At 67.4% G+C, this 20,746-nt stretch carries 20 protein-coding genes and 1 riboswitch; of the genes, 7 read left to right on the top strand and 13 right to left on the bottom strand.

Features of this window, described 5'->3' with window-relative positions:
- Nucleotides 1–35 precede the first annotated feature (35 nt).
- The 4 genes from ACJ7Z0_RS05110 to ACJ7Z0_RS05125 are packed head-to-tail and all read right to left on the bottom strand — an operon-like array spanning nucleotide 36 to nucleotide 4,494.
- Nucleotides 36–1,046 carry a FecCD family ABC transporter permease gene (locus ACJ7Z0_RS05110; protein ID WP_434788957.1) on the bottom strand — a complete coding sequence of 337 codons (1,011 nt, stop codon included), beginning with the start codon at nucleotides 1,044–1,046 and terminating at the stop codon, nucleotides 36–38.
- 14 nt (nucleotides 1,047–1,060) lie between these two features.
- Entirely contained in the window at nucleotides 1,061–1,930 is an 870-nt protein-coding gene (locus ACJ7Z0_RS05115) for an ABC transporter substrate-binding protein (protein ID WP_434788958.1), read from the bottom strand.
- Nucleotides 1,927–2,508 carry a bifunctional adenosylcobinamide kinase/adenosylcobinamide-phosphate guanylyltransferase gene (locus tag ACJ7Z0_RS05120; RefSeq protein WP_434792612.1) on the bottom strand — a complete coding sequence of 194 codons (582 nt, stop codon included), beginning with the start codon at nucleotides 2,506–2,508 and terminating at the stop codon, nucleotides 1,927–1,929. Before ACJ7Z0_RS05120 ends, ACJ7Z0_RS05115 begins: the two co-directional genes overlap by 4 nt.
- A 45-nt stretch (nucleotides 2,509–2,553) precedes the next feature.
- Complete coding sequence (locus ACJ7Z0_RS05125; protein ID WP_434788959.1) at nucleotides 2,554–4,494, bottom strand: TonB-dependent receptor domain-containing protein; 1,941 nt, start codon at nucleotides 4,492–4,494, stop codon at nucleotides 2,554–2,556.
- Between the two features lie 93 nt (nucleotides 4,495–4,587).
- Nucleotides 4,588–4,836: riboswitch (cobalamin riboswitch) on the bottom strand.
- 69 nt (nucleotides 4,837–4,905) lie between these two features.
- Here ACJ7Z0_RS05125 and ACJ7Z0_RS05130 point away from each other — a divergent pair.
- The 4 genes from ACJ7Z0_RS05130 (at nucleotide 4,906) to ACJ7Z0_RS05145 (ending at nucleotide 7,080) form a co-directional block, all read left to right on the top strand.
- Nucleotides 4,906–5,130 (top strand): DUF904 domain-containing protein, encoded by a 225-nt coding sequence (locus ACJ7Z0_RS05130; protein WP_093023459.1) that lies wholly within the window; start codon nucleotides 4,906–4,908, stop codon nucleotides 5,128–5,130.
- Nucleotides 5,127–5,474, top strand: coding sequence for a cell division protein ZapA (locus tag ACJ7Z0_RS05135; protein WP_434788960.1), 348 nt, complete (start codon nucleotides 5,127–5,129; stop codon nucleotides 5,472–5,474). Before ACJ7Z0_RS05130 ends, ACJ7Z0_RS05135 begins: the two co-directional genes overlap by 4 nt.
- A gap of 282 nt (nucleotides 5,475–5,756) precedes the next feature.
- On the top strand, nucleotides 5,757–6,578 hold the full coding sequence (locus tag ACJ7Z0_RS05140; RefSeq protein WP_431131855.1) for a sulfite exporter TauE/SafE family protein: 822 nt from the start codon (nucleotides 5,757–5,759) through the stop codon (nucleotides 6,576–6,578).
- Between the two features lie 76 nt (nucleotides 6,579–6,654).
- Nucleotides 6,655–7,080, top strand: coding sequence for a universal stress protein (locus ACJ7Z0_RS05145; protein WP_434788961.1), 426 nt, complete (start codon nucleotides 6,655–6,657; stop codon nucleotides 7,078–7,080).
- A 39-nt stretch (nucleotides 7,081–7,119) separates the two neighbouring features.
- On the opposite strand, the gene ACJ7Z0_RS05150 is transcribed toward ACJ7Z0_RS05145, so the two are convergent.
- Complete coding sequence (locus ACJ7Z0_RS05150) at nucleotides 7,120–8,082, bottom strand: AraC-like ligand-binding domain-containing protein (protein ID WP_434788962.1); 963 nt, start codon at nucleotides 8,080–8,082, stop codon at nucleotides 7,120–7,122.
- A 170-nt stretch (nucleotides 8,083–8,252) separates the two neighbouring features.
- On the opposite strand from ACJ7Z0_RS05150, the gene ACJ7Z0_RS05155 reads away from it, so the two are divergent.
- Together ACJ7Z0_RS05155 and ACJ7Z0_RS05160 are read left to right on the top strand one after the other, a co-directional pair.
- A complete protein-coding gene (locus tag ACJ7Z0_RS05155) occupies nucleotides 8,253–9,302 on the top strand; it encodes a carbon-nitrogen hydrolase family protein (RefSeq protein ID WP_434788963.1) in 1,050 nt (349 codons plus the stop codon).
- A gap of 17 nt (nucleotides 9,303–9,319) precedes the next feature.
- Complete coding sequence (locus ACJ7Z0_RS05160) at nucleotides 9,320–10,381, top strand: phenylacetaldoxime dehydratase family protein (RefSeq protein ID WP_434788964.1); 1,062 nt, start codon at nucleotides 9,320–9,322, stop codon at nucleotides 10,379–10,381.
- A 53-nt stretch (nucleotides 10,382–10,434) separates the two neighbouring features.
- On the opposite strand, the gene ACJ7Z0_RS05165 is transcribed toward ACJ7Z0_RS05160, so the two are convergent.
- The 8 genes from ACJ7Z0_RS05165 to ACJ7Z0_RS05200 all read right to left on the bottom strand — a co-directional run bounded on the left by ACJ7Z0_RS05165 (nucleotide 10,435) and on the right by ACJ7Z0_RS05200 (nucleotide 18,948).
- A complete protein-coding gene (locus ACJ7Z0_RS05165) occupies nucleotides 10,435–11,970 on the bottom strand; it encodes a malonate--CoA ligase (protein ID WP_434788965.1) in 1,536 nt (511 codons plus the stop codon).
- Nucleotides 11,971–11,981: 11 nt separating this feature from the next.
- Nucleotides 11,982–12,761 (bottom strand): enoyl-CoA hydratase/isomerase family protein, encoded by a 780-nt coding sequence (locus tag ACJ7Z0_RS05170; RefSeq protein WP_434788966.1) that lies wholly within the window; start codon nucleotides 12,759–12,761, stop codon nucleotides 11,982–11,984.
- A complete protein-coding gene (locus ACJ7Z0_RS05175) occupies nucleotides 12,761–13,753 on the bottom strand; it encodes a Bug family tripartite tricarboxylate transporter substrate binding protein (RefSeq protein ID WP_434788967.1) in 993 nt (330 codons plus the stop codon). Before ACJ7Z0_RS05175 ends, ACJ7Z0_RS05170 begins: the two co-directional genes overlap by 1 nt.
- A 79-nt stretch (nucleotides 13,754–13,832) precedes the next feature.
- Nucleotides 13,833–15,305, bottom strand: a complete 1,473-nt coding sequence (locus ACJ7Z0_RS05180; RefSeq protein ID WP_434788968.1) for a malonyl-CoA decarboxylase — start codon at nucleotides 15,303–15,305, stop codon at nucleotides 13,833–13,835.
- Between the two features lie 49 nt (nucleotides 15,306–15,354).
- Nucleotides 15,355–16,023 (bottom strand): GntR family transcriptional regulator, encoded by a 669-nt coding sequence (locus ACJ7Z0_RS05185; protein ID WP_055796544.1) that lies wholly within the window; start codon nucleotides 16,021–16,023, stop codon nucleotides 15,355–15,357.
- 125 nt (nucleotides 16,024–16,148) lie between these two features.
- Nucleotides 16,149–16,970 carry a prolipoprotein diacylglyceryl transferase gene (lgt, locus tag ACJ7Z0_RS05190; protein ID WP_431131876.1) on the bottom strand — a complete coding sequence of 274 codons (822 nt, stop codon included), beginning with the start codon at nucleotides 16,968–16,970 and terminating at the stop codon, nucleotides 16,149–16,151.
- A 71-nt stretch (nucleotides 16,971–17,041) separates the two neighbouring features.
- A complete protein-coding gene (gene lgt / locus ACJ7Z0_RS05195; protein ID WP_434788969.1) occupies nucleotides 17,042–17,875 on the bottom strand; it encodes a prolipoprotein diacylglyceryl transferase in 834 nt (277 codons plus the stop codon).
- 134 nt (nucleotides 17,876–18,009) lie between these two features.
- Nucleotides 18,010–18,948, bottom strand: a complete 939-nt coding sequence (locus ACJ7Z0_RS05200) for a LysR family transcriptional regulator (protein WP_434788970.1) — start codon at nucleotides 18,946–18,948, stop codon at nucleotides 18,010–18,012.
- A 103-nt stretch (nucleotides 18,949–19,051) separates the two neighbouring features.
- On the opposite strand from ACJ7Z0_RS05200, the gene ilvD reads away from it, so the two are divergent.
- Complete coding sequence (gene ilvD, locus ACJ7Z0_RS05205) at nucleotides 19,052–20,746, top strand: dihydroxy-acid dehydratase (RefSeq protein WP_434788971.1); 1,695 nt, start codon at nucleotides 19,052–19,054, stop codon at nucleotides 20,744–20,746.

Consider the following 20,746-nt stretch of genomic DNA (forward strand, 5'->3'; position numbering starts at 1 on the left):
GGTGCGAGCCCCCTTCGGAGCGGCCGGGCGGGGGCTCATGCCACGCCCCCTCGCGCGCCGCGCCGGTGCATGAGCCACAGAAGATAGCTGCCACCGAGCACGGCCGTGAGCACGCCCACGGGCAGTTCCTGGGGCGCAATGAGCCAGCGCGCCAGCAGGTCGGCCGCCATCAGCAGCAAGCCGCCCATCGCGGCCGACAGCACGATCAATCCCGCGTGCGTGGTCTTGACCACGGAACGCACGAGGTGCGGCGCGGCCAGGCCCACGAAGGCGATCAGGCCGGTCTGCGCCACGGCCGCGCCGGTGGCCAGCGCGAGCACCACCACCAGCGCGGCGCGCATCGCACCCAGCGGGAGCCCCAGGCTGCGGGCCGTCGCTTCTCCGAGCGCAAGTCCGTCGAGCACCGGCGCGAGCGCCCAGGCCAGCAGCAGGCACGCCGCACCGACCGCGGCCATCACCGCGCACGCGCTCCAGCCGACCAGGCCGGTGCTGCCCAGGATGAAGCCCTGCAGCGCCTGCAGGATGTCGGCCGAGGCGATGGTGATCAGGTCCTTGGCGGCGCCGAGCACCACGCCGACGATCACGCCGGCGAGCAGCAGCCGCAGCGTCTGCTGCACGCCACGCGCCAGCATCAGCGTGAGCATCACCGCGCACACCGCCCCCACGAAGGCCGCGCCGGTGAGCCCCAGGCGCATCGCCCATTGCATGCTGGCGGCCGAGCCGCCGAACAGCATGAGCGCCACGGCCACACCCAGCGAGGCCCCCGATGCGCTGCCGAGCAGGTAAGGATCGGCCAGCGGATTGCGGAACAGCCCCTGGGCCACCGCACCCGCGAGGCCGAGCAATGCACCCGCCAGCCACGCGCCGAGCGTGCGCGGCAGGCGGATGTCCCAGACGATCTGCAGCGCCACCGCATCGTGCCGCGCCGCCAGCAGGCTTTGGAAGCCGGTGCTGCCGATGCCCAGGCCGAACACCGCCAATGCGCTACCCACGCCAAGCAGGGCTATACCGAAGAGCCAGACGCGGCGCCGATGACGCGTGTGCATGAGATCCGCGCGGCTCAACCGGCCTTCTCCGCGATGCACCGGGCCATGAGCCTCGCGGCCTCGTCCATGCGCGGGCCGGGCCGCACGAGCACGTCGGCCTCTGCGGCATCGAAGCGGCAGATGCGCCCCTCGCGCACCGCGCGGATGCCGCTCCAGCCCGGTCGCTGCTCCATGCCCGCCGCGCTGCGCACGCTGACCATGATGAGGTCGGGATTGGCGCGCACCACGTATTCTGGGTTGAGCTTGGGAAAGGGTCCGAGCGAAGCCGGCACGATGTTCTTCATGCCCAGGCGCGTGAGCGTCTCGCCGATGAACGACGACTCGCCGGCCGCATAGGGCGCGCTGTTGACCTCGAAGTAGACGCGCTGGCCCTTCGCACTGGCGGGCAGCGACTGGGCGGCAGCCGACACGCTGGCATCGATCGCGCGCCAGATGTTCGCGGCCTCGTGGGTGCCGAGCACCTGGTCGAGCTTGTCGAGCACGCGCCGCACGTCGGCATGGCTCTTGGGTTCGAGCACCACCACCTTGAGGCCGAGCGCCTCGAGCCGCTGGGTCACGCGCGACGACTTGGCAAGCAGCACCGCATCGGGCCGCAGCGCGACGATGGCTTCGACGTTGGGATCGATTCCGCCGCCCAGTCGAGGCAAGCCAAGCACCGCGTTCGGCGAGTTGGAATAGTTGTCGACGCCCACCAGCCGCGAACACGCGCCCAGTGCGCAGACCCCTTCAGTCAATGACGGCAGCAGTGTGACGATGCGCTGCGGCGGCTGCGGCAACGTCACCGTCACGCCGCGCTCGTCGACCACGTCGAGAGCATTCGCCGCCAATGCGAAAACGCCCAGGCCGACGGCGAGGGAGAAAGAAAGGATCCAGTGTCTTGTCATGCGGCAGGCGCCTTCAAGGTCAGCGGCAATCCGGCCACCATCAGCGTGACCCGGCCGCACGCGGCCGCCACGTCCTGGTTGAGTCGGCCGAGCGCATCGACGAAGGCCCGCGTTTCGCCGCCAAGCGGAATCACGCCCAGGCCGATCTCGTTGCCGACCAGCACCACCGGTCCGCGTGCTTCGCGCAGCGCGACGAGCAGCATGGCGATATGCGTCGCCGGCGTGCGCGTCATCGGCCGCGCCGATTCGGAACGCAGCGGCATCAGGAGGTTGGTCAGCCAGAGCGTGAGGCAGTCGATCACCACCAGCGTGTCGGGCGCACTCTGGGTGACGATTTCGCGCGCGAGTTCGATGGGCTCTTCCACCGTGCGCATGGCGGGCACGCGCTGCGCGCGGTCGGCCTGGTGACGTGCGATGCGCTCGCGCATTTCGTCGTCGTAGGCCTGGCCCGTGGCAATGAGCACGGCGCGGTGCGTTGCTGGCGCTTCGGCCAGCCAGTCAATAGCGCGCTGTTCTGCGCGCCGGGACTTGCCGCTCTTCTGACCGCCAAGGATGAGTTCGTGCTCAGGCATGGGCATGGGCATGGGCATCAGCGCTAAGTTCGCCGTTTGCGTCGGGTTGGCTTATTGCGGTGTCCACTTCAGGCCGAGGTAAGCGTTGCGGCCGCCGGTGGCGTAGCCGCGCGCCAGCGTGTAGTCCTTGTCGCCCACATTGTCCACGCGCGCCACCAGGCCAAGGTCGCGCGTGATCTGCGTGCTGGCCACCAGGTTCAGCACCGTGTAGCCGCTCAGGGTGCGGGTGTTGGCGGCATCGTCGAAGCGCTTGCTCGACGACTGGATCTCGGCACCCAGCGTCCAGCCGGCCACGCGCCAGTCGGCGCCCAGCGTGCCGTGGCGGCGGGCGCGGCGCGCCAGCAGGTTGTCGGTGTCCAAATCGCGCGGATCCTGGAAGTCGGCCGACGCACGCAAGGTGACGTTGCCGATGCGATGGCCGCCCGACAGCGTCACGCCCTGGTAGCGGGCACGCGCGGTGCTGGCATAGCAGCCGAAGCCGGAGCGGCAGTTGGTGTCGAACACGATCAGGTTGTTAACGCGGTTCTGGTAGACCACGATGCCCGCATGCGTGCCGCCGTCGGTGTACCGCAGGCCCAGTTCGACGTTGCGGCCCGACTCGGGCTTGAGGCTGGGCGTGCCGTATTCGCTGAAGCGCTGGTACAGCGTGGGGGCGCGGAAAGACGTTCCAGACGACACGGTGGCGCGCAGCTTGGGCGTGATCGAGAAGCCGTAGGCCGCACTGCCGGTGGTCTTGCCGCCGAACTCGCTGTCGTCGTCGCGGCGCACGTGCAGCTGAAGCGAATGCGCGCCCTGCACGAAGCCGTAGCCGAGCGAAACCGCATCTTGCGAGCGCTTGCTGGAGAGCAGGCCGGTGAAGAGGGTCGGCGCGTTTTCCAGCGCGTCTTCGCGGCGTTCGAGGGTGGCCGTCACCAGGTGCGGGCCGAAGCGGAATTCGTTCTGGAACAGGTAGCCGCGAAGGTTCGTCTCGGTGCGATAGAACGAAGGCTGCGTCTTGTAGACCGCTTGCGAATCGGTGACCTGCACGCGCGTGCTGTAGATGTCGTTCCAGTTCGCCGACCACGAAAGCCCGGCCGTGCGCAGCGTGTTGTTGCCGATGTCGTTCCTGAACTGGATCGGTGGGCGGGCCCTGGAGCTGACCTGTGCGTCGTAGCCCGCTTCCATGTCGCTGTAGAGCAGCGTGGCGTCGAGCCGCTGGTCGGGGGTGAGCTGGTAGCCCAGGCGCAGGTTGCCGGCGTTGCTGCGGTAGCCGTCGCGATCGGGGCTGGTGTAGCCGTCTCTCGAGGGCGTGCGCTTGTCCAGAGGCTGCACGTTGAAGCCCCTGCTCTCCTCATGCGCGACACCCAGCGAATAGTCCAGCGCGCCGGACTTTCCGCTCACGCCAGCTTCGGCCTTGCGCAGGCCATGGCTGCCGAAGCCGACGCCCGCATAAGGAGACACGCCTTCTTCGCCGCGCTTGGTGAAGAGCTGGATCACGCCGCCCACGGCGTCGGAACCGTACACGGCTGCAGCCGGGCCGCGCAGCACTTCGATGCGGTCGATCTGCGAGAGGGGAATGCTCTCCCAGCCGGCGCCGCCGGTCGATTGCGAATCGACACGCACGCCGTCGACGTACACGGCCGTGAAGCGCGTCTCCGCGCCGCGAATGTAGAGGCTGGTGGTGTTGCCCACGCCGCCGTTGCGCGTGATCTCGATGCCGGGCAGGCGCGCCAGCACGTCGGCGACGCCGACCGCGCCGCTGCGCTCGATGGTCTGCCGGTCGATGACCGACACGTCGCCCACCAGGTCCGACAGCGGTTGCGGCGTGCGGTTGGCCGTGACCACGGTTTCGCTGAGTGCGGCAGCGGCCACGACTTGCTGCGCATGCGCCGCGAGGGGCAGCTGAAACAGGGCCATGCCGCCGAAAGCGGAGGCCAGCGCAAGCGGCAGGCAGGCAAGGCGGCGACGGCGCGCGGGAACACGGCCGAGGGAAAGGGGACCACAGGAAGTCATGAATGGAGCGAACGAACGTCTATGCCCGTCGCCGGCCTCCCCGCCAACTTTTGGGCGCAATGGCTGCCTCATGCATCGAAATCGATCGCGCATGCGGCAGCCGCCTCGTTGGCCGGTATCCGGGCTGGCAGTGCAACCCCACCGCCTTCCCAGGTGCCTGTTTCAGGGCACCCAGTGGCTGAATGGATGAGGTTGACGCTTGCGGCGTCGACTGCTTGACCGTTGCGGGGGCAGCGCAGGCGGCTTCGGCCCGGTTCCGTTTCCGGGGAGCGTTCACTCCTGCTTCCCGTTGAACCGCGGCGTGTGAACCACGCCGCAGGCACCAACGGGCAGGATTTTAGGGCCTCTGCCGGCGCAGTAAGCCAAAAGTTGCGCCGTTCGTTGTTCGGCGGGAAACTACAATCGCCAACCATGCCCGCCTCCAGCCCCATCGACCAGATCGCCGAGCGTGTGGAACGCCTGCTCGTGCGTCATGAAGAGGTGCAGCGCACCAATGCGCTGCTGCAGGAGCAGGTCGAAGCGCTCACGCGCGAGCGCGACGCGCTCAAGTCGCGGCTTGCCGCGGCCCGCACGCGCCTCGATGCACTGCTCGAGCGGCTGCCGGCCGAACCACCTTCCGAAGATTCCCCCGCATGAAGCAGATCGAAGTACAAATCATGGGCCAGAGCTATCTGCTCGGCTGTCCCGACGGCGGCGAGGCGCAGCTGCGCGAAGCCGTCGATCGCGTGGACGCGGCCATGTGCAAGATCCGCGATGCGGGCAAGGTAAAAGCACGCGACCGCATCGCGGTGCTGGCCTCGTTGAACCTGGCTTTCGACCTGGCCGCGCAACAGACCGCCGCCGCGGCTGCAGCGGCATCCGCACCTGCTGCCGCGGCTCCCGTGGGCGAAATCGGCGAGGCCGGCGAAGCCGATGCCAAGGCCGCGCAACTCATCCAGAAACTCGATCAAGCCCTCGCGGGCGATGATCATTTGCTCTGAGCGGCCGCGTCCGGTCCGCCAGAGGCGTAAAATCCGAACTGTCTGCGGTGCGCGTCGGGCTTAATATTTCCTTGTTCCAATGCTCTCCGGAGCCGGGCTTGGTACATCGCTTGACGGGCGTGATCATCTCGCGTTAGATGAACCCGAAGTCTTGCTGCCCTCGCCCACCTGAACCCTGGTTCAGGATGCGGGTTCGGCGCCCACTTGCAGACACCTTTTTCTGTTGACACGGCCCCTGCATGCACTGCACGGGGCCGTTGCTTTTTTTCAAGGCCCCGCTGCGTGACTTCCCTGCTCGACCCCCTCCTGATCGCCGAATTGGCCGCGCTCGGCCTGGGCACCGGTTTTCTGGCGGGCCTGCTCGGCATCGGCGGCGGCATGCTCATGGTGCCTTTCATCACGATCATCATGGGCCATCGCGGGGTTGCTTCCGATCTTGCGGTGAAGATGGCCATTGCCACCTCGATGGCCACGATCATCTTCACCTCGGTGTCCAGCGTGCGCGCCCATCACAAGCGCGGCGCGGTGCGCTGGGACATCGTGCGGCGCCTTGCGCCCGGCATCGTCATCGGCAGCCTGCTGGGCAGCCTCGGCGTGTTCGCGCTGCTCAAGGGCACGGTACTGGCCATCGTCTTCGCGCTGTTCGTTGGCTTCTCGGCCACGCAGATGTTCCTCGACCGCAAGCCCAAGCCCACGCGCCAGATGCCGGGCACCGCGGGGCAGCTGTCGGCGGGCGGCGCCATCGGTTTCATCTCGGGCCTGGTCGGTGCGGGCGGCGGCTTCGTCAGCGTGCCGTTCATGACCTGGTGCAACATCTCCATCCACAACGCCGTGGCCACCAGCGCGGCGCTCGGCTTTCCGATCGCGGTGGCCAACGTGCTGGGCTACGTGATCAGCGGGCAGTCGGTGCAGGGCCTGCCGGGCGGCTCGTTCGGGTACATCTGGCTGCCGGCGCTGGCGGTCATTGCGGTATGCAGCGTGCTCACCGCACCGCTGGGCGCAAAGGCGGCGCACAACCTGCCGGTGAAGAAGCTCAAGCGCGTGTTCGCGAGCATCCTGTACCTGCTGGCGGCCTACATGCTCTGGAAGGGCCTGCAAGGCTAGGCCCACCACCCGAAAACCCCTCGGGTCCCGGGTGACACCCGTTGCGACGCCGGCGCCCCGGCCGTATAACGGTCGCATGAAAATCCTCATCGCCGTCGACGGCAGCGCCTATACGCAAAAGGCGCTCAGCTACATCCTCGCCAACCGCGCCATGTTCGTGGATGGTCACGAGCTGACCATCGTGCATGTCTGCACCGGCATCTCGGGCCACGTCGCGCGCCACCTCAGCAAAGAGGTGGTCGACGACTACTACGCCGAAGAAAACGCCAAGGTCATCGAGCCCGTGAAGGCGCGGTTCGCGGAGAACGGCGTGACCAACTACACGGTCGACAAGCGCCACGGCCACGCGGCCGAAGAGATTCTCAAGTCGGCAGCGGCGGCACACGCCGAACTGATCGTGCTCGGCACCCACGGCCACGGCATCTTCGGCCGTGCGTTGATGGGCTCGGTGGCCACCAAGGTGATTTCAGAGACCGACACCACCGTGCTGCTCGTGCAGTAAGTAGGTAGGCAGGCAGGCGCCAAGCCTTCTTTTTTCTTTCTATTGAACGCGCTGCTGCCGCCACTCGCGCGGCGAGCAGCCGAAGCGTTCTCGGAATGCGCGGCTGAAGTGCGCCGCGTCATTGAAGCCGCGGCCGTAGGCAATGTCGGCCACCGGCCGCCCGGCCAGGCGCGGCTCGAGCAGGTCGCGGCTGCAGGCTTCGAGCCGCCGCTCCCAGATGTATTGCGAAGGCGTGAGCGGCTCGCTCTTGAAGACGCGGTGGATGTGGCTTGCCGACACGCCGAGCTCCGCCGCGAGGCTTCCCACCGAAAGAGACGGATCGGCCAGTTGCTCGTCGATGCGGCGCTTCACGCGCGCAAGGTGGTACGCCGTGAGACTGCTCAGCCCCGGCGAGCGCGCCGCGGGCAACGTCTGCAGGCCCGCAACCAGAATGCTTTGCACACCGTTGGCCACCGCGAGCGCGGAGGCCGGTTGCAGCGTGTCGATGTCTTCGCGCAGCGTGCGGATCATGCCAAGCAACAGGTGCCCCGCGCCCTCGCGTCCCGATACCGTGGTGGCCGTCAGGGCTTCGGTATCGTGCAGTTCGCTGCGCAGGCGTTCGCCGGGGAGCTTGAGCACGATCTGCTCGAAGGTATCGTCGAACAGCAGCTCATACGGCCGGGTGCTGTCGTACAGCGCGAAGTCGCCCGTCGCCAGCACGGCATCGCGCCCATCCTGCCGCACCACGCCTTGCCCGCGCGCCTGGATGCTGACCAGGAAGTAATCGTCGCCCGAGCGCGAGATGTGCCCCGGCGTGCGCATGACCTTCTGCGGCCCTGACTTGACCACCGACACGTCCAGGCTCGGCAGCGTGTGCTGGCGGATGCTGCCTTCGAAGTTGCCCGCGCCCCGTTCGCGCACCGGATCGCACCCGAGCTGCACGTAGACGTTGCAGATCATGTCGGTCCAGTAGGCGAGCCGCTGGTCGCGCGGGACGGCGTCGGTGCTGAGCAACTGGTTCATCGGGGGTCCTTGGGGGAGTCGGCATGCAACGCTGGAACAAGAACGCCGCAAGTTCGGATCAAGGCGTTTCGCGGCGGCGAATCTACGCTTGAAGCAACCCGCATGCCACCGCGCAAACCCGGTGCCAGGTGTGCGAAGTTGTTTCATCACCCCGTTTCTGGAGACCCGCCATGCCCACCACCGTTCATCCCAAGCTCCGCGTCGCCGCCGTGCAGGCCGCGCCCGTGTTTCTCGACCTCGACGGCACCATCGACAAGACCATCGACCTCATGGCCCAGGCGGCCGGCCAGGGCGTGAAGCTCATCGCCTTTCCCGAAACCTGGGTGCCCGGCTACCCCTGGTGGATATGGCTCGACTCGCCGGCCTGGGGCATGCAGTTCGTGCAGCGCTACCACGACAATGCGCTGGTCGTCGGCTCCGCCGAGTTCGACCGCATCAGGGAAGCCGCGCGCAAGCACAAGATCTGGGTTTCGCTGGGCTACAGCGAAAAGGCCGCCGGCAGCCTCTACATTGCGCAGGCGCTGTTCGACGACGAGGGCAGCACGGTGCAGACGCGCCGCAAGCTCAAGCCCACGCACGTGGAGCGCACCGTGTTCGGCGAAGGCGACGGCTCTGACCTGGCCGTGGTCGAGACGCCCATCGGCAACGTCGGATCGCTCTCGTGCTGGGAGCATCTTCAGCCGCTCAGCAAGTATGCGATGTATGCGCAGAACGAGCAGATCCACTGCGGCGCCTGGCCCAGCTTTTCGCTCTACCGCGGCGCGGCCTATGCGCTCGGCCCCGAGCTCAACAACGCCGCGAGCCAGGTGTACGCGGCCGAGGGCCAGTGCTTCGTCGTGGCGCCGTGCGCCACCGTGTCGCAGGCGATGAGCGAGCTGATGTGCACCGACGCGGGCAAGCAGCAGATGCTGCGCGTCGGCGGCGGCTTTGCGCGCATCTACGCGCCCGACGGCTCGCCGCTCGGCACGCCGCTGGCCGAAGACCAGGAAGGGCTGGTGATCGCCGACATCGACCTGGGAATGATCGCGCTCGCCAAGGCGGCAGCCGACCCGAGCGGCCACTATTCGCGCCCCGACGTCACGCAACTGCTGCTGAACAAGACACGCCGCGAGCCCGTGGTGCTGCAGCGCGCGCCCGAGGTCGAAGGCGGTGCCTTCGAAGCCATCGTCGCCACGCCCGAGCCGGCAGCGGCGCCGCGCCAGCAGCCGCTGGCCGCCTGAAACACCGGAGCCACGCCATGGAATCCGCCATTGCCGAGCACCTGAAGTGTCCCCGCACGCGCCACCGCCGCGTGGAGGACGACTACGCGCCGCCCTACCCCGTCTGGTCGGCACGCGCGCCGGCCGAGGTCAAGCAGGTCGTGATGGGCTATTTCGGGGTGCAGTCGCGCGGGGCCGAAATGCGCGGCCGCGCGTGCGCGGCGCTGATGAAGATCACGGCCGGCTTCGCCCTGCCCGACGGCCCCGGCCATCACGACTTCGCGCATCATGTCGATGCCGACGGCTACGACAACATGATCGCCATCGCCTACTGGGACGACCCTGCCGCGCACGCTCGCTGGTGCGGGGCACCCGGCATCGATGCCTGGTGGCGCTCCGACGAGCGGCTGGCGGATGGCCTCGGCTATTTCCGCGAAATCGTTTCGCCGCGCGCCGAGCACTTCGAGACCATGTTCAACACGCCGGACCGCCTCGAAGGCGTGGGCGTGGTGATGGGTGGCGTGAGCGGCGAACTGCAGGAGCATGGCTACTGGGGTTCGATGCGCGACCGCATCCCGTTGTCGCAGACCGATGCCATGGCGCCTTCGGGCACGCGCGCCATCATCGCCGGCGCTCCCGCACCGGGGCAGCGCGTGCGCGTGGCAGGCCACGAGAACATCGCGATGATCCGCTCCGGCCAGGAGTGGGCTGACACCACGGGCCAGGAACGCTCGCTCTATCTCGGCGAAATGGAACCCGTGCTGCGCGAGGGCATGAACTTCCTGCGCGACCAGGGCCTGGGCATCGGCTGCTACAGCAACCGCTACATGCATCACCTCGACGGCAAGGGTGCTCCGCTGGAAAAATCGTTCGGCCTGAGCTTCTGGCGCTCGCTCGCCGACATGGAACGCTGGGCCGAATCGCATCCCACGCACGTCGCGATCTTCGGCAGCTTCATGCGCTACGTGCAGGCGCTGAACTTCCAGCTGCAGCTGCGCGTGTACCACGAGGTGTCGGTGCTGAAGGCCGACGAGCAGAGCTACGAATACATCAACTGCCATGCGCGCAGCGGGCTCATGAACGGGGTGGGCGTGGGCTGACCCATTGCCCAGCGCCGCACGCCGGAATCCGCGGACGCCGCCAAGGAAAAGCCCTAGGCGAACAGCCGCTTGTGCTGCTCCCGCAGCAGCGCCTTCTGCACCTTGCCCATGGCGTTGCGCGGCAGTTCGCCGACGACAAAGCAGCGCTTCGGAATCTTGAAGTTCGCGAGTTTCGACTTGAGTTCCGCAACGATGGCATCGGCGTCGAGCACTCCGCCCGCCTTGGGAATGACGATGGCGACGCCGACTTCGCCGAAGTCGGGGTGCGGCACGCCGACCACGGCGCTCTCGGCCACGCCGGGGAGCTCATTGATGTAGCCCTCGATCTCAGCCGGGTAGACGTTGTAGCCGCCGCTGATGATCAGGTCCTTGCTGCGCCCGACGATGGTGATGTAGCCGCTGCCGTCGATCTTGCCGACGTCGCCGGTCTTGAAGAAACCGTCGACGGTGAATTCTTCCTTCGTTTTTTCGGGCATGCGCCAGTAGCCCGCGAACACGTTCGGCCCGCTGACCTCGATGTTGCCGATCTCGTCGGTGGTGCAGTTGCGGCCGCTGTCGTCACGCACGCGCAGCTGCACGCCCGGCAGGGCGAAGCCGACCGTGCCGCCGCGGCGCTCGCCCTGCGCGGGGCTGTAGGGGTTGGAGGTGAGCATGATCGTCTCGCTCATGCCGTAGCGCTCGAGAATGGTGTGGCCGGTGCGCTCGCGCCACTCGTCGAAGGTTTCGATGAGCAGCGGCGCGGAGCCCGCGACGAAGAGGCGCATGTTGCGCACCGCTTCGCGCGTGAGACCGGGCTCGGCCAGCAGCCGCACGTAGAGCGTGGGCACGCCCATGAACACCGTGGCCTCGGGCAGCTTCTCCACCACGCGCTTCGGGTCGAACTTCGAGAACCAGATCATCTTGCTGCCGTTCAGCAGCGCACCGTGCAACGCCACGAAGAGGCCATGCACATGAAAGATCGGCAGTGCGTGGATCAGCACGTCGCCTTGGGTCCAGCCCCAGTATTCCTTGAGCACCTCGGCGTTCGACAGCAGGTTGCCATGCGTGAGCATCGCGCCCTTGCTGCGGCCGGTGGTGCCGCTGGTGTAGAGGATGGCGGCCAGGTCGTCGGCTTTCCTCTTCGCAATCACATGCTGGTCGCTGCACTGCGCGGCCGCTTCCAGCAGCGTGCCGGTGCGGTTGTCGTCGAGCGTGAACACGTGCCGTGTGCCCGCCGCGTTGGCGATGGGTTTGACCCACGAGGCATTGCGGCTGGTGCACACCACCACGGCCGGTTCGGCGTTGCCGATGAAGTATTCGATCTCGGCGCTTTGATAGGCGGTGTTGAGCGGCAGGAACACATAGCCCGCGCGCAGCGTGGCGAGATAGAGAATCATCGCCTCGACCGACTTCTCGACCTGCACCGCGACGCGGGCGCCATCTTCCAGGCCCAAACCGCCGAGCAGGTTGGCCATCATGGCGCTGGCACGGTCGAGGTCGCGCCACGAATAGAACAGGCCGTCGTCCGTTTCCACGGCAATGCGGTCGAGATTGGCGGGAAAGGACGCGCGCAGGGCGGCGAACAGGTTGTAGTTGGCTTTCGTCTTCATCGGGCAAGTCTTCAGAAATTCGGTGTGCGCTTGGCAAGAAAGGCGTCGATGCCTTCGCGGTGTTCGGCGGAGTCGGCGTAATCGTAGGCGGTTGCGAGCAGGTTCTCGGTCGAATGCGCGCCTGCCTTCAGCATGGCGAAGGTGCGCTTGTGCAGTCGCGCGGCCTGCGGCGCCAGGGCGGCGATGCGCGCGGCATGGGCCTCTGCGGCGGGAGCCACCTCGTTGTCGGGCAGCACCTGCAGCAGAAAACCCGCGTCGTACAGGCGCTGTGCGCCATGCACGCCGGCGGCCAGCAGCATGTCGCGCGCCAGCACATCGCCAATGGCGCCATGGACCAGCGCGGCCTCTCGCGGCGCCATCGGAAAGCCGAGCTTTGCGATGGGTGCGCCAAACTTTGCGGAGGCGCCCGCAAGGCGGATGTCGCAGCAGCTCGCCATCTCGATGCCGGCGCCCATGCACGCGCCTTCGATCTGCGCGACCACGGGCAGCGGGCAATCGAGCATGGCCTGGAGCGCGCCCCAGACCTCGTTCTCGTGGAACTCGCGCAGGCTGGCTTCGTCGAAACGGAACGACGGGTACTCGGAGATGTCGCCGCCGGCGCAGAAGGCGCCGCCCTCGCCGCGAACCACGACACAGCGCAACTCCGGATCAACCGCCTGGCGGATGCCGTCGAACACCGCACGCAGTTCGCGCCACATGCCGCGCGTCATGGCATTGAGGCGACCCGCGTTCGACAGGGTGACAAACGCAACGGCGCCCTCGCGGCGCAGTGAAACGTGGCGTTCGCCCATCACTCGAGCTTGGCGCCCGAGGCCTTCACCACCTTGGCCCAGCGCTTGATCTCGGAGTTGACGAAGCCGCCGTACGAAGCCATGGTGAGATTCGGAATCTCGGAGCCGTTCTGGGTCCAGATGGCTTTGAGCTCGTCGCTCGCCAGCGCCTTCTTCATGTCGTCGACGATGCGCGCCTGCAGGTCGGCCGGCGTGCCCTTGGGGGCCCACAGGCCGTACCAGGTGGTGACGGTGTAGTCGGGCAGCCCCACCTCGGCGGCGCAGGGCACGTCGGGGAACGCGGGGTTGCGCTTGCTGCCCGCGACCATCAGCGCCTTGATGCGCCCGCCCTTGATGTGCTGGGCCGAAGAACCGAGGCCGTCGAACATCAGGTCGACGTTGCCGGCAATCAGGTCGGACAGCGCCGGGCCCGCGCCGCGGTAGGGAATGTGCGTGATGAAGGTGTTGGTCTGCAGCTTGAACAGCTCGCCCGCCAGGTGATGCGAAGTGCCCGCGCCGGCCGAACCGTAGTTGAGCTTGCCCGGATTGCGCTTGGCGGCGGCAACGAACTCCTGCAAGGTGTTGGCCGTGACGCGGCGCGGGTTGACCACCACCACCTGCGGCACGTTGGCCAGCAGCATCAGCGGCACGAAGTCTTTCTCGAGGTCGTAGTCGAGCTTGGGGTAGATCGACGGCGCGATGGCGTGGTGCACCGCGCCCATGAAGAGCGTGTAGCCGTCGGGCTGGGCCTTGGATGCGATGCTGGCACCCACCGTGCCGCCCGCGCCGCCGCGGTTGTCGATGACCAGCGTCTGGCCGCTGATCTTGGCAAACTGCGCCGAGAGCGGGCGTGCGAAGGCATCGGTGCCGCCGCCGGCCGGAAACGGAACGATCATGTTCACCGGCCGGGTCGGCCAGTTAGCCCCCTGCGCACGCGCACCGCCACCGCACAGAACGGCGGCACCGGCCGCAGCCAGGCGCAGCACGTCGCGTCGTTGAAAACTCTGGGTCATCTGTCATCTCCTGTCGTTGTGGATTTGCCGCGCCATGCGGCCGCCGGCACCTCGCGCGCCGGACTTTTTCTTTCAGAACTCAGCCCTTCTTGAAAAAAAGGCTTTCAACATCTCCCGATACCGCCACCTTTCCCTCGGCGAGCCACGCGCGATGCTTGTCGAGCCGCTTCAGATCGTAGAGGTAATTCACCATCAGGCCGTAAGACTGCTTCTGCCCCTTGGGCGAGGGATCGCCGGCCCAGTTGAGCCGCTCCACGCGAGCGCCGTTGCCCAGGTGAAAGCGCGCCACCGGGTCGGCGGGCGTGCCGTCGATCAGCGTATGGCCAAGGTATTCGGCGGCCGCCTGCAGCAGCCATTGGCGCAGCGGCGACTTGGCGTCGAGGGTGGCCGCGGCGTCCACCGCTGCCAGCAGGCGGTCGGCGGTGGGCGGCAGCGAGCCGACGAGGCGGCCGAGTTCGGCCTCTCGTTTTTCGTCCAGGCGCGGCAGCAGGTCCGCGGCGTTCTTGGCGAGCCAGCTGCGAAAGCCGGGAACCGGCGACAGCGTGGCAAAGACCTTGAGGCGCGGCAGCTCGTCCTGCAGCGTCTCGACCACGCGCTTGATGAGCGAGTCGCCGAAGCTCACGCCGCGCAGGCCGTTCTGGGTGTTGCTGATCGAATAGAAGATGGCCGTCGTCGCCTTGGCCGGCAGGATCGGCACGGCGGTCTCGTCGAGCAGCGGCGTGATGCCCTCGCTGATGCGGTCGACCAGCGCCACCTCGACGAAGATCAGCGGCTCGTTGGGCAGCCGCGGATGGAAGAAGCCGTAGCAGCGGCGGTCGCTGTCGTCGAGCCGGTTCTTCACGTCGGTCCAGCTCTTGATGTCGTGCACGGCCTCGTAGCGGATCAGCTTCTCGATCAGCGACGCCGGCGAGTTCCAGTCGATCCGGCGCAGTTCGAGAAACGCGACATCGAACCAGGTAGAGAACAGGTGCTCCAGTTCGGCGTCCAGCGCGATCAGCCGCTTGTCGGACTTGAGAAAAGGCAGCAGTTCGGCGCGCAGGTCGACCAGGAAACGCATGCCTTCGGGCTCGACCGCGAAGCGCTGCAGCAGGCGCATGCGGGGCGAGACCAGCGCGCGCCGCAGCCGCAACTCGGCCTGGCCTTCGTCGGGCGTTCCGACCGCGGCCTGGTGCTGGTCGCGTGCGGACTTGAGCTTGTGCGGATCGGCCGCGAAATGCTCGCTCATCAGCGCCCAATAGTCGCGCCGCTCCTCAGGCGCGGCGCTGGCGTACGCGGTTGCAATGGCATGCGCGCGGCGCCCACCCTCGACCTCGCTCACGCGCGGATCGATCACGGCCTGCAAGGCGGCCAGCACGCGGCGCAGCGCGCGCGGCGACAAGGCTTCGTCGGCCTTGCGCAGGGTGGCTTGCATGCGCTCGGCGGTCGAGCGCAGGCTCGGCTTGGCGGCGGCCTTGGGCGCGCCGCGGGTGGCACCCTCGGGCGCCACCGGCACCTTGTTGCCGGACTTCTCGCCAGAGCGCAGTCGCGCCTGGAACCATTCGGTCGCACTCATCGACAAACTCCAATGCTGTGAGGTGCGGGGAGGTCTTTTTTCATGTCGTTCATGACATCACCCTGGATTTCTGTTGCCGCGCCACCTCGCGCAGTGCTTCGCGCTGGCGCGTCAGGTGCGTGCGCATGGCCGCGTCCGCGCCGTCGCTGTCGCGCGCCTTGAGCGCGGCGAACACCGCCAGATGCTCCGACAGGCTCTGCTCGAGCCGGCCCGGCGCATGCAGCTGCTGGAGCCGCGCGAGCTTGAGTATCTTGCGCAGATCGCCGATCACCTGCGCCAGCCATCTGTTGTCGGCCAGCTGGATGATCGCCTCGTGAATGAGGTGGTTGGTGGCGTAGTAGTCGTTGATGCGCTTGGACTTGGCATGGCGCACCAGCCGTTCGTGCAGCGCATCGAGCTCGTGCAGCTCGGAATCGCTTGCGTTGCGCGCGGCCTCGTAGGCGCAACGGCCTTCGAGCAGCGCAATGACTGGAAATATCTCATCGAGATCGCGCTCCGTCACCTCGCGCACGAAGCAGCCGCGCCGCGGTTCATGCCGCAGCAGGCCTTCGGCCGTGAGCACCTTGAGCGCCTCGCGCAAGGGGGTGCGGGAAATCGACAGCCTCTCGCACAGTGCGGCCTCGTCCAGAAAGCTGCCCGGTGCCAGCGCGCCCGCGAAGATCTGCTCGCGCAGCGTGGCGGCCACTTCGTCGTGCAGGGAGTTTGGGACGAGGCGCATGAGGATGTGAAACGCGGGGGCAGGCGTAATTTCCTGTAATTACACATAATTGTGAGTCCGCGATGAACGCGGCACAAGGCCGCGCGGCACGCCCGCGGCCCGTGCTTACCCTGAGTGCCGGAGCCTCAGGCCGTCGCCGGCTGGCGGCGCTGCGCCGCCCAGATCCACAGGCCGATGCCGAAGATCACCATCGGCACGCTGAGCCACTGCCCCTGGCTCAGGTTGAGCGCGCGCAGGCCGAGAAAATCATCCGGCTCGCGGAAATACTCGGCAATGAAGCGCAGCACGCCATAGCCGATCATGAACACCGCGGCCACCTGTCCTTGCTTGCGCTCCTTGCGGGCGTACAGCCACATGATGACGAACAGCAGAAGCCCTTCGAGCAGGAACTGGTAGACCTGCGAGGGATGGCGCGGCAGCATCGAGCCGCTCTGCGGAAACACCATGCCCCAGGGCAGGTCGGGGCTGCTGAAGCGGCCCCAGAGCTCACCGTTGATGAAGTTGCCCACGCGGCCTGCCGCCAGCCCCGTAGGCACGCAGGGCGAGACGAAATCCATCACCTGCCAGAACGGCCGGGCACGCGAACGTGCGAACCAGAGCATCGCCCCGATCACGCCCAGCAGGCCGCCGTGAAAGCTCATGCCGCCCTGCCACACGTAAAGAATCTGCAGCGGATTCGCGAGATAGAACTCGGGCTTGTAGAACAGGCAGTAGCCGAGCCGGCCGCCCACGATGACGCCCATCACCCCGAGAAAGAGAATGTCCTCGATGTCCTTGCGCTGCCACGCACCCGCGCCGACCAGGGAGCGGTACGGCTCGTGCCGCAGGCGGCGCGTGCCGAGAAAATAGAACAGCGCGAACGCGGCCAGGTATGTCAGGCCGTACCAGTGAATGGCAACGGGCCCGAGCTGCAGGGCGATGGGATTGATCTGCGGATACATGAGCATCCGCGGATTGTGCCCGGAGCAAATGACTCGCCTCCCAGGCTTCGCGCACTTCGTGTCGCTTCGCCCTCCCCCTACCGGGGGAACACTTGCGGCCCGGCAAGCCTTGCGCGGCCGAACCAGAACCACAGCGCGAGGCCGACGGTCACCATCGGCACGCTGAGCCACTGCCCCTGGCTCAGGCTCAGGGAGCGCAGGCCGAGGAAGTCGTCGGGCTCGCGGAAGTACTCGGCAAAGAAGCGTAGCGCGCCGTAGCCGATCAGGAAGACCGCAGCCACCTGCCCCTGCTTGCGCTCCTTGCGCGCATAGAGCCACATGATCACGAACAGCAGCAGGCCTTCGAGCAGAAACTGGTAGACCTGCGACGGATGGCGCGGCAGCATCGAGCCGCTTTGCGGGAACACCATGCCCCAGGGCAGGTCGGGGCTGCTGAAGCGGCCCCAGAGTTCGCCATTGATGAAGTTGCCCACGCGGCCCGCAGCAAGGCCGGTGGGCACGCAGGGCGCGACGAAATCCATCACCTGCCAGAACGGCCGCGCACGCGAACGCGCGAACCAGACCATCGCGCCGATCACGCCCAGCATGCCGCCATGAAAGCTCATGCCGCGCTTCCACACGTACAGGATCTCGAGCGGGTGCGTGAGGTAGAACTCCGGCTTGTAGAAGAGGCAATAGCCCAGCCGCCCCCCGACGATCACGCCCATCACGCCGAGAAAAAGAATGTCCTCGATGTCCTTGCGCTGCCAGGCGCCGGCGCGGGCCAGCGAACGGTACGGCTCGTGGTGCAGCCGGCGCGTACCGAGAAAGTAGAACAGCGCGAACGCGGCCAGGTAGGTCAGCCCGTACCAGTGAATGGCGACGGGTCCGAGCTGCAAGGCGATGGGATCGATCTGCGGATGCACGAGCATCCGCGGATTGTGCCCGGAGCAAGTGACACGCCCCCCAGGCTTCGCGCACCTCGTGTCGCTTCTCCCCCCTGTCGGAGGCAGCACCTGCGGCCCGGCAAAGCCGGTTCCGCGGTGTGACGCGATTTAGCTGCTCACTACTTCGCCCGCACCGTACGCTCCCGCACGAATTCCACGAAACGGGCCAGCGCCGGGTGCGCCGCCTGCGCAGACCACACCAGACTGGTCTCGCAAGCCGGCAGCGCCACGCGGCGCCGCCCCACGCCCTTGAACTCGTCGGCCTGCCGGTAGACCACGCCCGCGCGCCGGAACTGCATCACGCTGTGCGGCACCCAGGCCACGCCGATGCCGCCCGAGACGAGATTGACGATGGTCTGCATCTGGATCGCCTCCTGTGCGACCTGCGGCGTGCGGCCGGCGGCGTGATAGAGGTCGAAGACAGCGTCATGCAGCGAAGGCACGATGCGGCGCGGAAAGATCACCAGCGGCTCGGCCAGCACCTCTGCCAGCGGCACGGGCCGCGCGCGTGCGAGCCGGTGCTGCGCCGGCAGGGCCAGCACCAGCGCCTCCTCCTCCACCGGCAGCCGCGCGAGCCCCGGCGGCGCGGCGCCCGGCGAATGCAGCATCAGCCCGGCATCGATCTCGCCGCGCGCAAAGGCTTCGAGCTGGACGTCGCCCGTGGCCTCGACCAGTTCGAGCGCCACCTCGGGGCAAAGCACGCGGAACTCGCGCACCCAGGCCGGCAACTGCTCGAAACCGACGGTGGAGACGAAGGCGATGCGCACGCGCCCCACCTGCCCCGCCGCCGCGGCCCGCGCCCGCGCCGGAAGCGCCTGGGCGCGCGCCAGCAGTTCGCGCACATCGGGCAGCAGCGCCTCGCCGGCGGGCGTGAGCGCCACGCGCCTTCGGGTGCGGTCGAACAGCAGCACGCCCAATGTCTTTTCGAGCTGGGCAATGGCCTGGGTCACCGGCGGCTGGGTCATGTGCAGCCGCAGGGCGGCGCGGCCGAAGTGCAATTCTTCGGCCACCGCGACGAACTGGCGCCAGGCCCGCAGATCGATCAGGCTTTCTTTCATATGCCTAGCATATCAATCCGCACTGAAAAATGGATTGGAATGAATCAATGAGAAGTCCGATACTTGGGCTTCCCCCCGATCTCCCCACGACACAAGAGACACCATGGACACCAAGCCAATCCAGATCAATCGCCGCAGCGCCAACATCGTCGAAGGCAAGAGCCGCGCGCCCAACCGCTCCATGTTCTACGCCATGGGCTACGAGGAAAGCGACTTCAAGAAGCCGATGGTCGGCGTCGCCAACGGCCACAGCACCATCACGCCCTGCAACTCGGGCTTGCAGAAGCTGGCCGACGCGGCCATCGCGGGCATCGAGGAAGCCGGCGGCAACGCACAGGTGTTCGGCACCCCCACCATCTCCGACGGCATGGCCATGGGCACCGAGGGCATGAAGTACTCGCTGGTGAGCCGCGAGGTCATTTCGGACTGCATCGAGACCTGCGTGGGCGGCCAGTGGATGGACGGCGTGCTGGTGGTCGGCGGCTGCGACAAGAACATGCCGGGCGGCCTGATGGGCATGCTGCGCGCCAACGTGCCGGCCATCTACGTCTACGGCGGCACCATCCTGCCGGGCCGCTACAAGGGGCAAGACCTGAACATCGTGAGCGTGTTCGAAGCCGTGGGCCAGAACGCCGCCGGCAACATGAGCGACGAAGACCTGCGCGAGATCGAGATGCGCGCCATTCCCGGCAGCGGCTCGTGCGGCGGCATGTACACGGCCAACACCATGTCCAGCGCATTCGAGGCGCTCGGCATCTCGCTGCCCTACTCGTCCACCATGGCCAACCCGCACGACGAAAAGGCCAACTCGGCCAAGGAGTCGGCCAAGGTGCTGATCGAGGCGATCAAGAAAGACCTGAAGCCGCGCGACATCGTGACCAAGAAGGCCATCGAGAACGCCGTGGCCGTCATCATGGCCACGGGCGGCTCGACCAATGCGGTGCTGCACTTCCTGGCGATTGCGCATGCCGCCGAGGTCGAGTGGTCCATCGACGACTTCGAGCGCATCCGCAAGAAGGTGCCGGTGCTGTGCGACCTGAAGCCCTCGGGCAAGTACCTGGCAGTCGACCTGCACAAGGCCGGCGGCATTCCGCAAGTGATGAAGGTGCTGCTGAACGCGGGCCTGCTGCATGGCGACTGCATCACCATCACCGGCCAGACGATTGCCGAAGTGCTGAAGGACGTGCCCGACGTGCCGCGCGCCGACCAGGACGTGATCCGCCCGATCGACAAGCCCATGTACAACCAAGGCCACCTGGCCATCCTCAAGGGCAACCTGTCGCCCGAAGGCGCGGTCGCCAAGATCACCGGCCTGAAGAACCCCGTCATTACCGGCCCGGCGCGCGTGTTCGACGACGAGCAATCGGCGCTCAAGGCCATCCTGGACGGCAAGATCAAGGCCGGCGATGTGATGGTGCTGCGCTACCTGGGCCCCAAGGGCGGCCCCGGCATGCCCGAAATGCTGGCCCCCACGGGCGCGCTGATCGGCGCGGGCCTGGGCGAAAGCGTGGGCCTTATTACCGACGGCCGCTTCTCGGGCGGCACCTGGGGCATGGTGGTCGGCCACGTCGCGCCAGAGGCAGCAGCGGGCGGCACCATTGCGTTCGTGAACGAAGGCGACTCGATCACCATCGACGCGCACAAGCTGGTGCTCGAACTCAACGTGCCCGAAGCCGAACTCGCCAAGCGCCGCGAAGGCTGGAAGCCGCCGGCGCCGCGCTACACCCGCGGCGTGCAGGCCAAGTTCGCGTTCAACGCCTCGAGCGCCAGCTCGGGCGCGGTGCTCGACAAGTTCTGA

Source organism: Variovorax palleresanus (assembly GCF_051144945.1).
In the GTDB taxonomy this organism is placed as follows: Bacteria; Pseudomonadota; Gammaproteobacteria; order Burkholderiales; family Burkholderiaceae_C; genus Variovorax; species Variovorax paradoxus_S.

Coding starts and splice junctions, on each gene's coding strand:
- ACJ7Z0_RS05110 (WP_434788957.1), bottom strand. CDS start 1,046: ATGCACACGCGTCATCGGCGCCGCGTCTGGCTCTTCGGTATAGCCCTG.
- ACJ7Z0_RS05115 (WP_434788958.1), bottom strand. CDS start 1,930: ATGACAAGACACTGGATCCTTTCTTTCTCCCTCGCCGTCGGCCTGGGC.
- ACJ7Z0_RS05120 (WP_434792612.1), bottom strand. CDS start 2,508: ATGCCCATGCCTGAGCACGAACTCATCCTTGGCGGTCAGAAGAGCGGC.
- ACJ7Z0_RS05125 (WP_434788959.1), bottom strand. CDS start 4,494: ATGACTTCCTGTGGTCCCCTTTCCCTCGGCCGTGTTCCCGCGCGCCGT.
- ACJ7Z0_RS05130 (WP_093023459.1), top strand. CDS start 4,906: ATGCCCGCCTCCAGCCCCATCGACCAGATCGCCGAGCGTGTGGAACGC.
- ACJ7Z0_RS05135 (WP_434788960.1), top strand. CDS start 5,127: ATGAAGCAGATCGAAGTACAAATCATGGGCCAGAGCTATCTGCTCGGC.
- ACJ7Z0_RS05145 (WP_434788961.1), top strand. CDS start 6,655: ATGAAAATCCTCATCGCCGTCGACGGCAGCGCCTATACGCAAAAGGCG.
- ACJ7Z0_RS05150 (WP_434788962.1), bottom strand. CDS start 8,082: ATGAACCAGTTGCTCAGCACCGACGCCGTCCCGCGCGACCAGCGGCTC.
- ACJ7Z0_RS05155 (WP_434788963.1), top strand. CDS start 8,253: ATGCCCACCACCGTTCATCCCAAGCTCCGCGTCGCCGCCGTGCAGGCC.
- ACJ7Z0_RS05160 (WP_434788964.1), top strand. CDS start 9,320: ATGGAATCCGCCATTGCCGAGCACCTGAAGTGTCCCCGCACGCGCCAC.
- ACJ7Z0_RS05165 (WP_434788965.1), bottom strand. CDS start 11,970: ATGAAGACGAAAGCCAACTACAACCTGTTCGCCGCCCTGCGCGCGTCC.
- ACJ7Z0_RS05170 (WP_434788966.1), bottom strand. CDS start 12,761: ATGGGCGAACGCCACGTTTCACTGCGCCGCGAGGGCGCCGTTGCGTTT.
- ACJ7Z0_RS05175 (WP_434788967.1), bottom strand. CDS start 13,753: ATGACCCAGAGTTTTCAACGACGCGACGTGCTGCGCCTGGCTGCGGCC.
- ACJ7Z0_RS05180 (WP_434788968.1), bottom strand. CDS start 15,305: ATGAGTGCGACCGAATGGTTCCAGGCGCGACTGCGCTCTGGCGAGAAG.
- ACJ7Z0_RS05185 (WP_055796544.1), bottom strand. CDS start 16,023: ATGCGCCTCGTCCCAAACTCCCTGCACGACGAAGTGGCCGCCACGCTG.
- lgt (WP_431131876.1), bottom strand. CDS start 16,970: ATGCTCATGTATCCGCAGATCAATCCCATCGCCCTGCAGCTCGGGCCC.
- lgt (WP_434788969.1), bottom strand. CDS start 17,875: ATGCTCGTGCATCCGCAGATCGATCCCATCGCCTTGCAGCTCGGACCC.
- ACJ7Z0_RS05200 (WP_434788970.1), bottom strand. CDS start 18,948: ATGAAAGAAAGCCTGATCGATCTGCGGGCCTGGCGCCAGTTCGTCGCG.
- ilvD (WP_434788971.1), top strand. CDS start 19,052: ATGGACACCAAGCCAATCCAGATCAATCGCCGCAGCGCCAACATCGTC.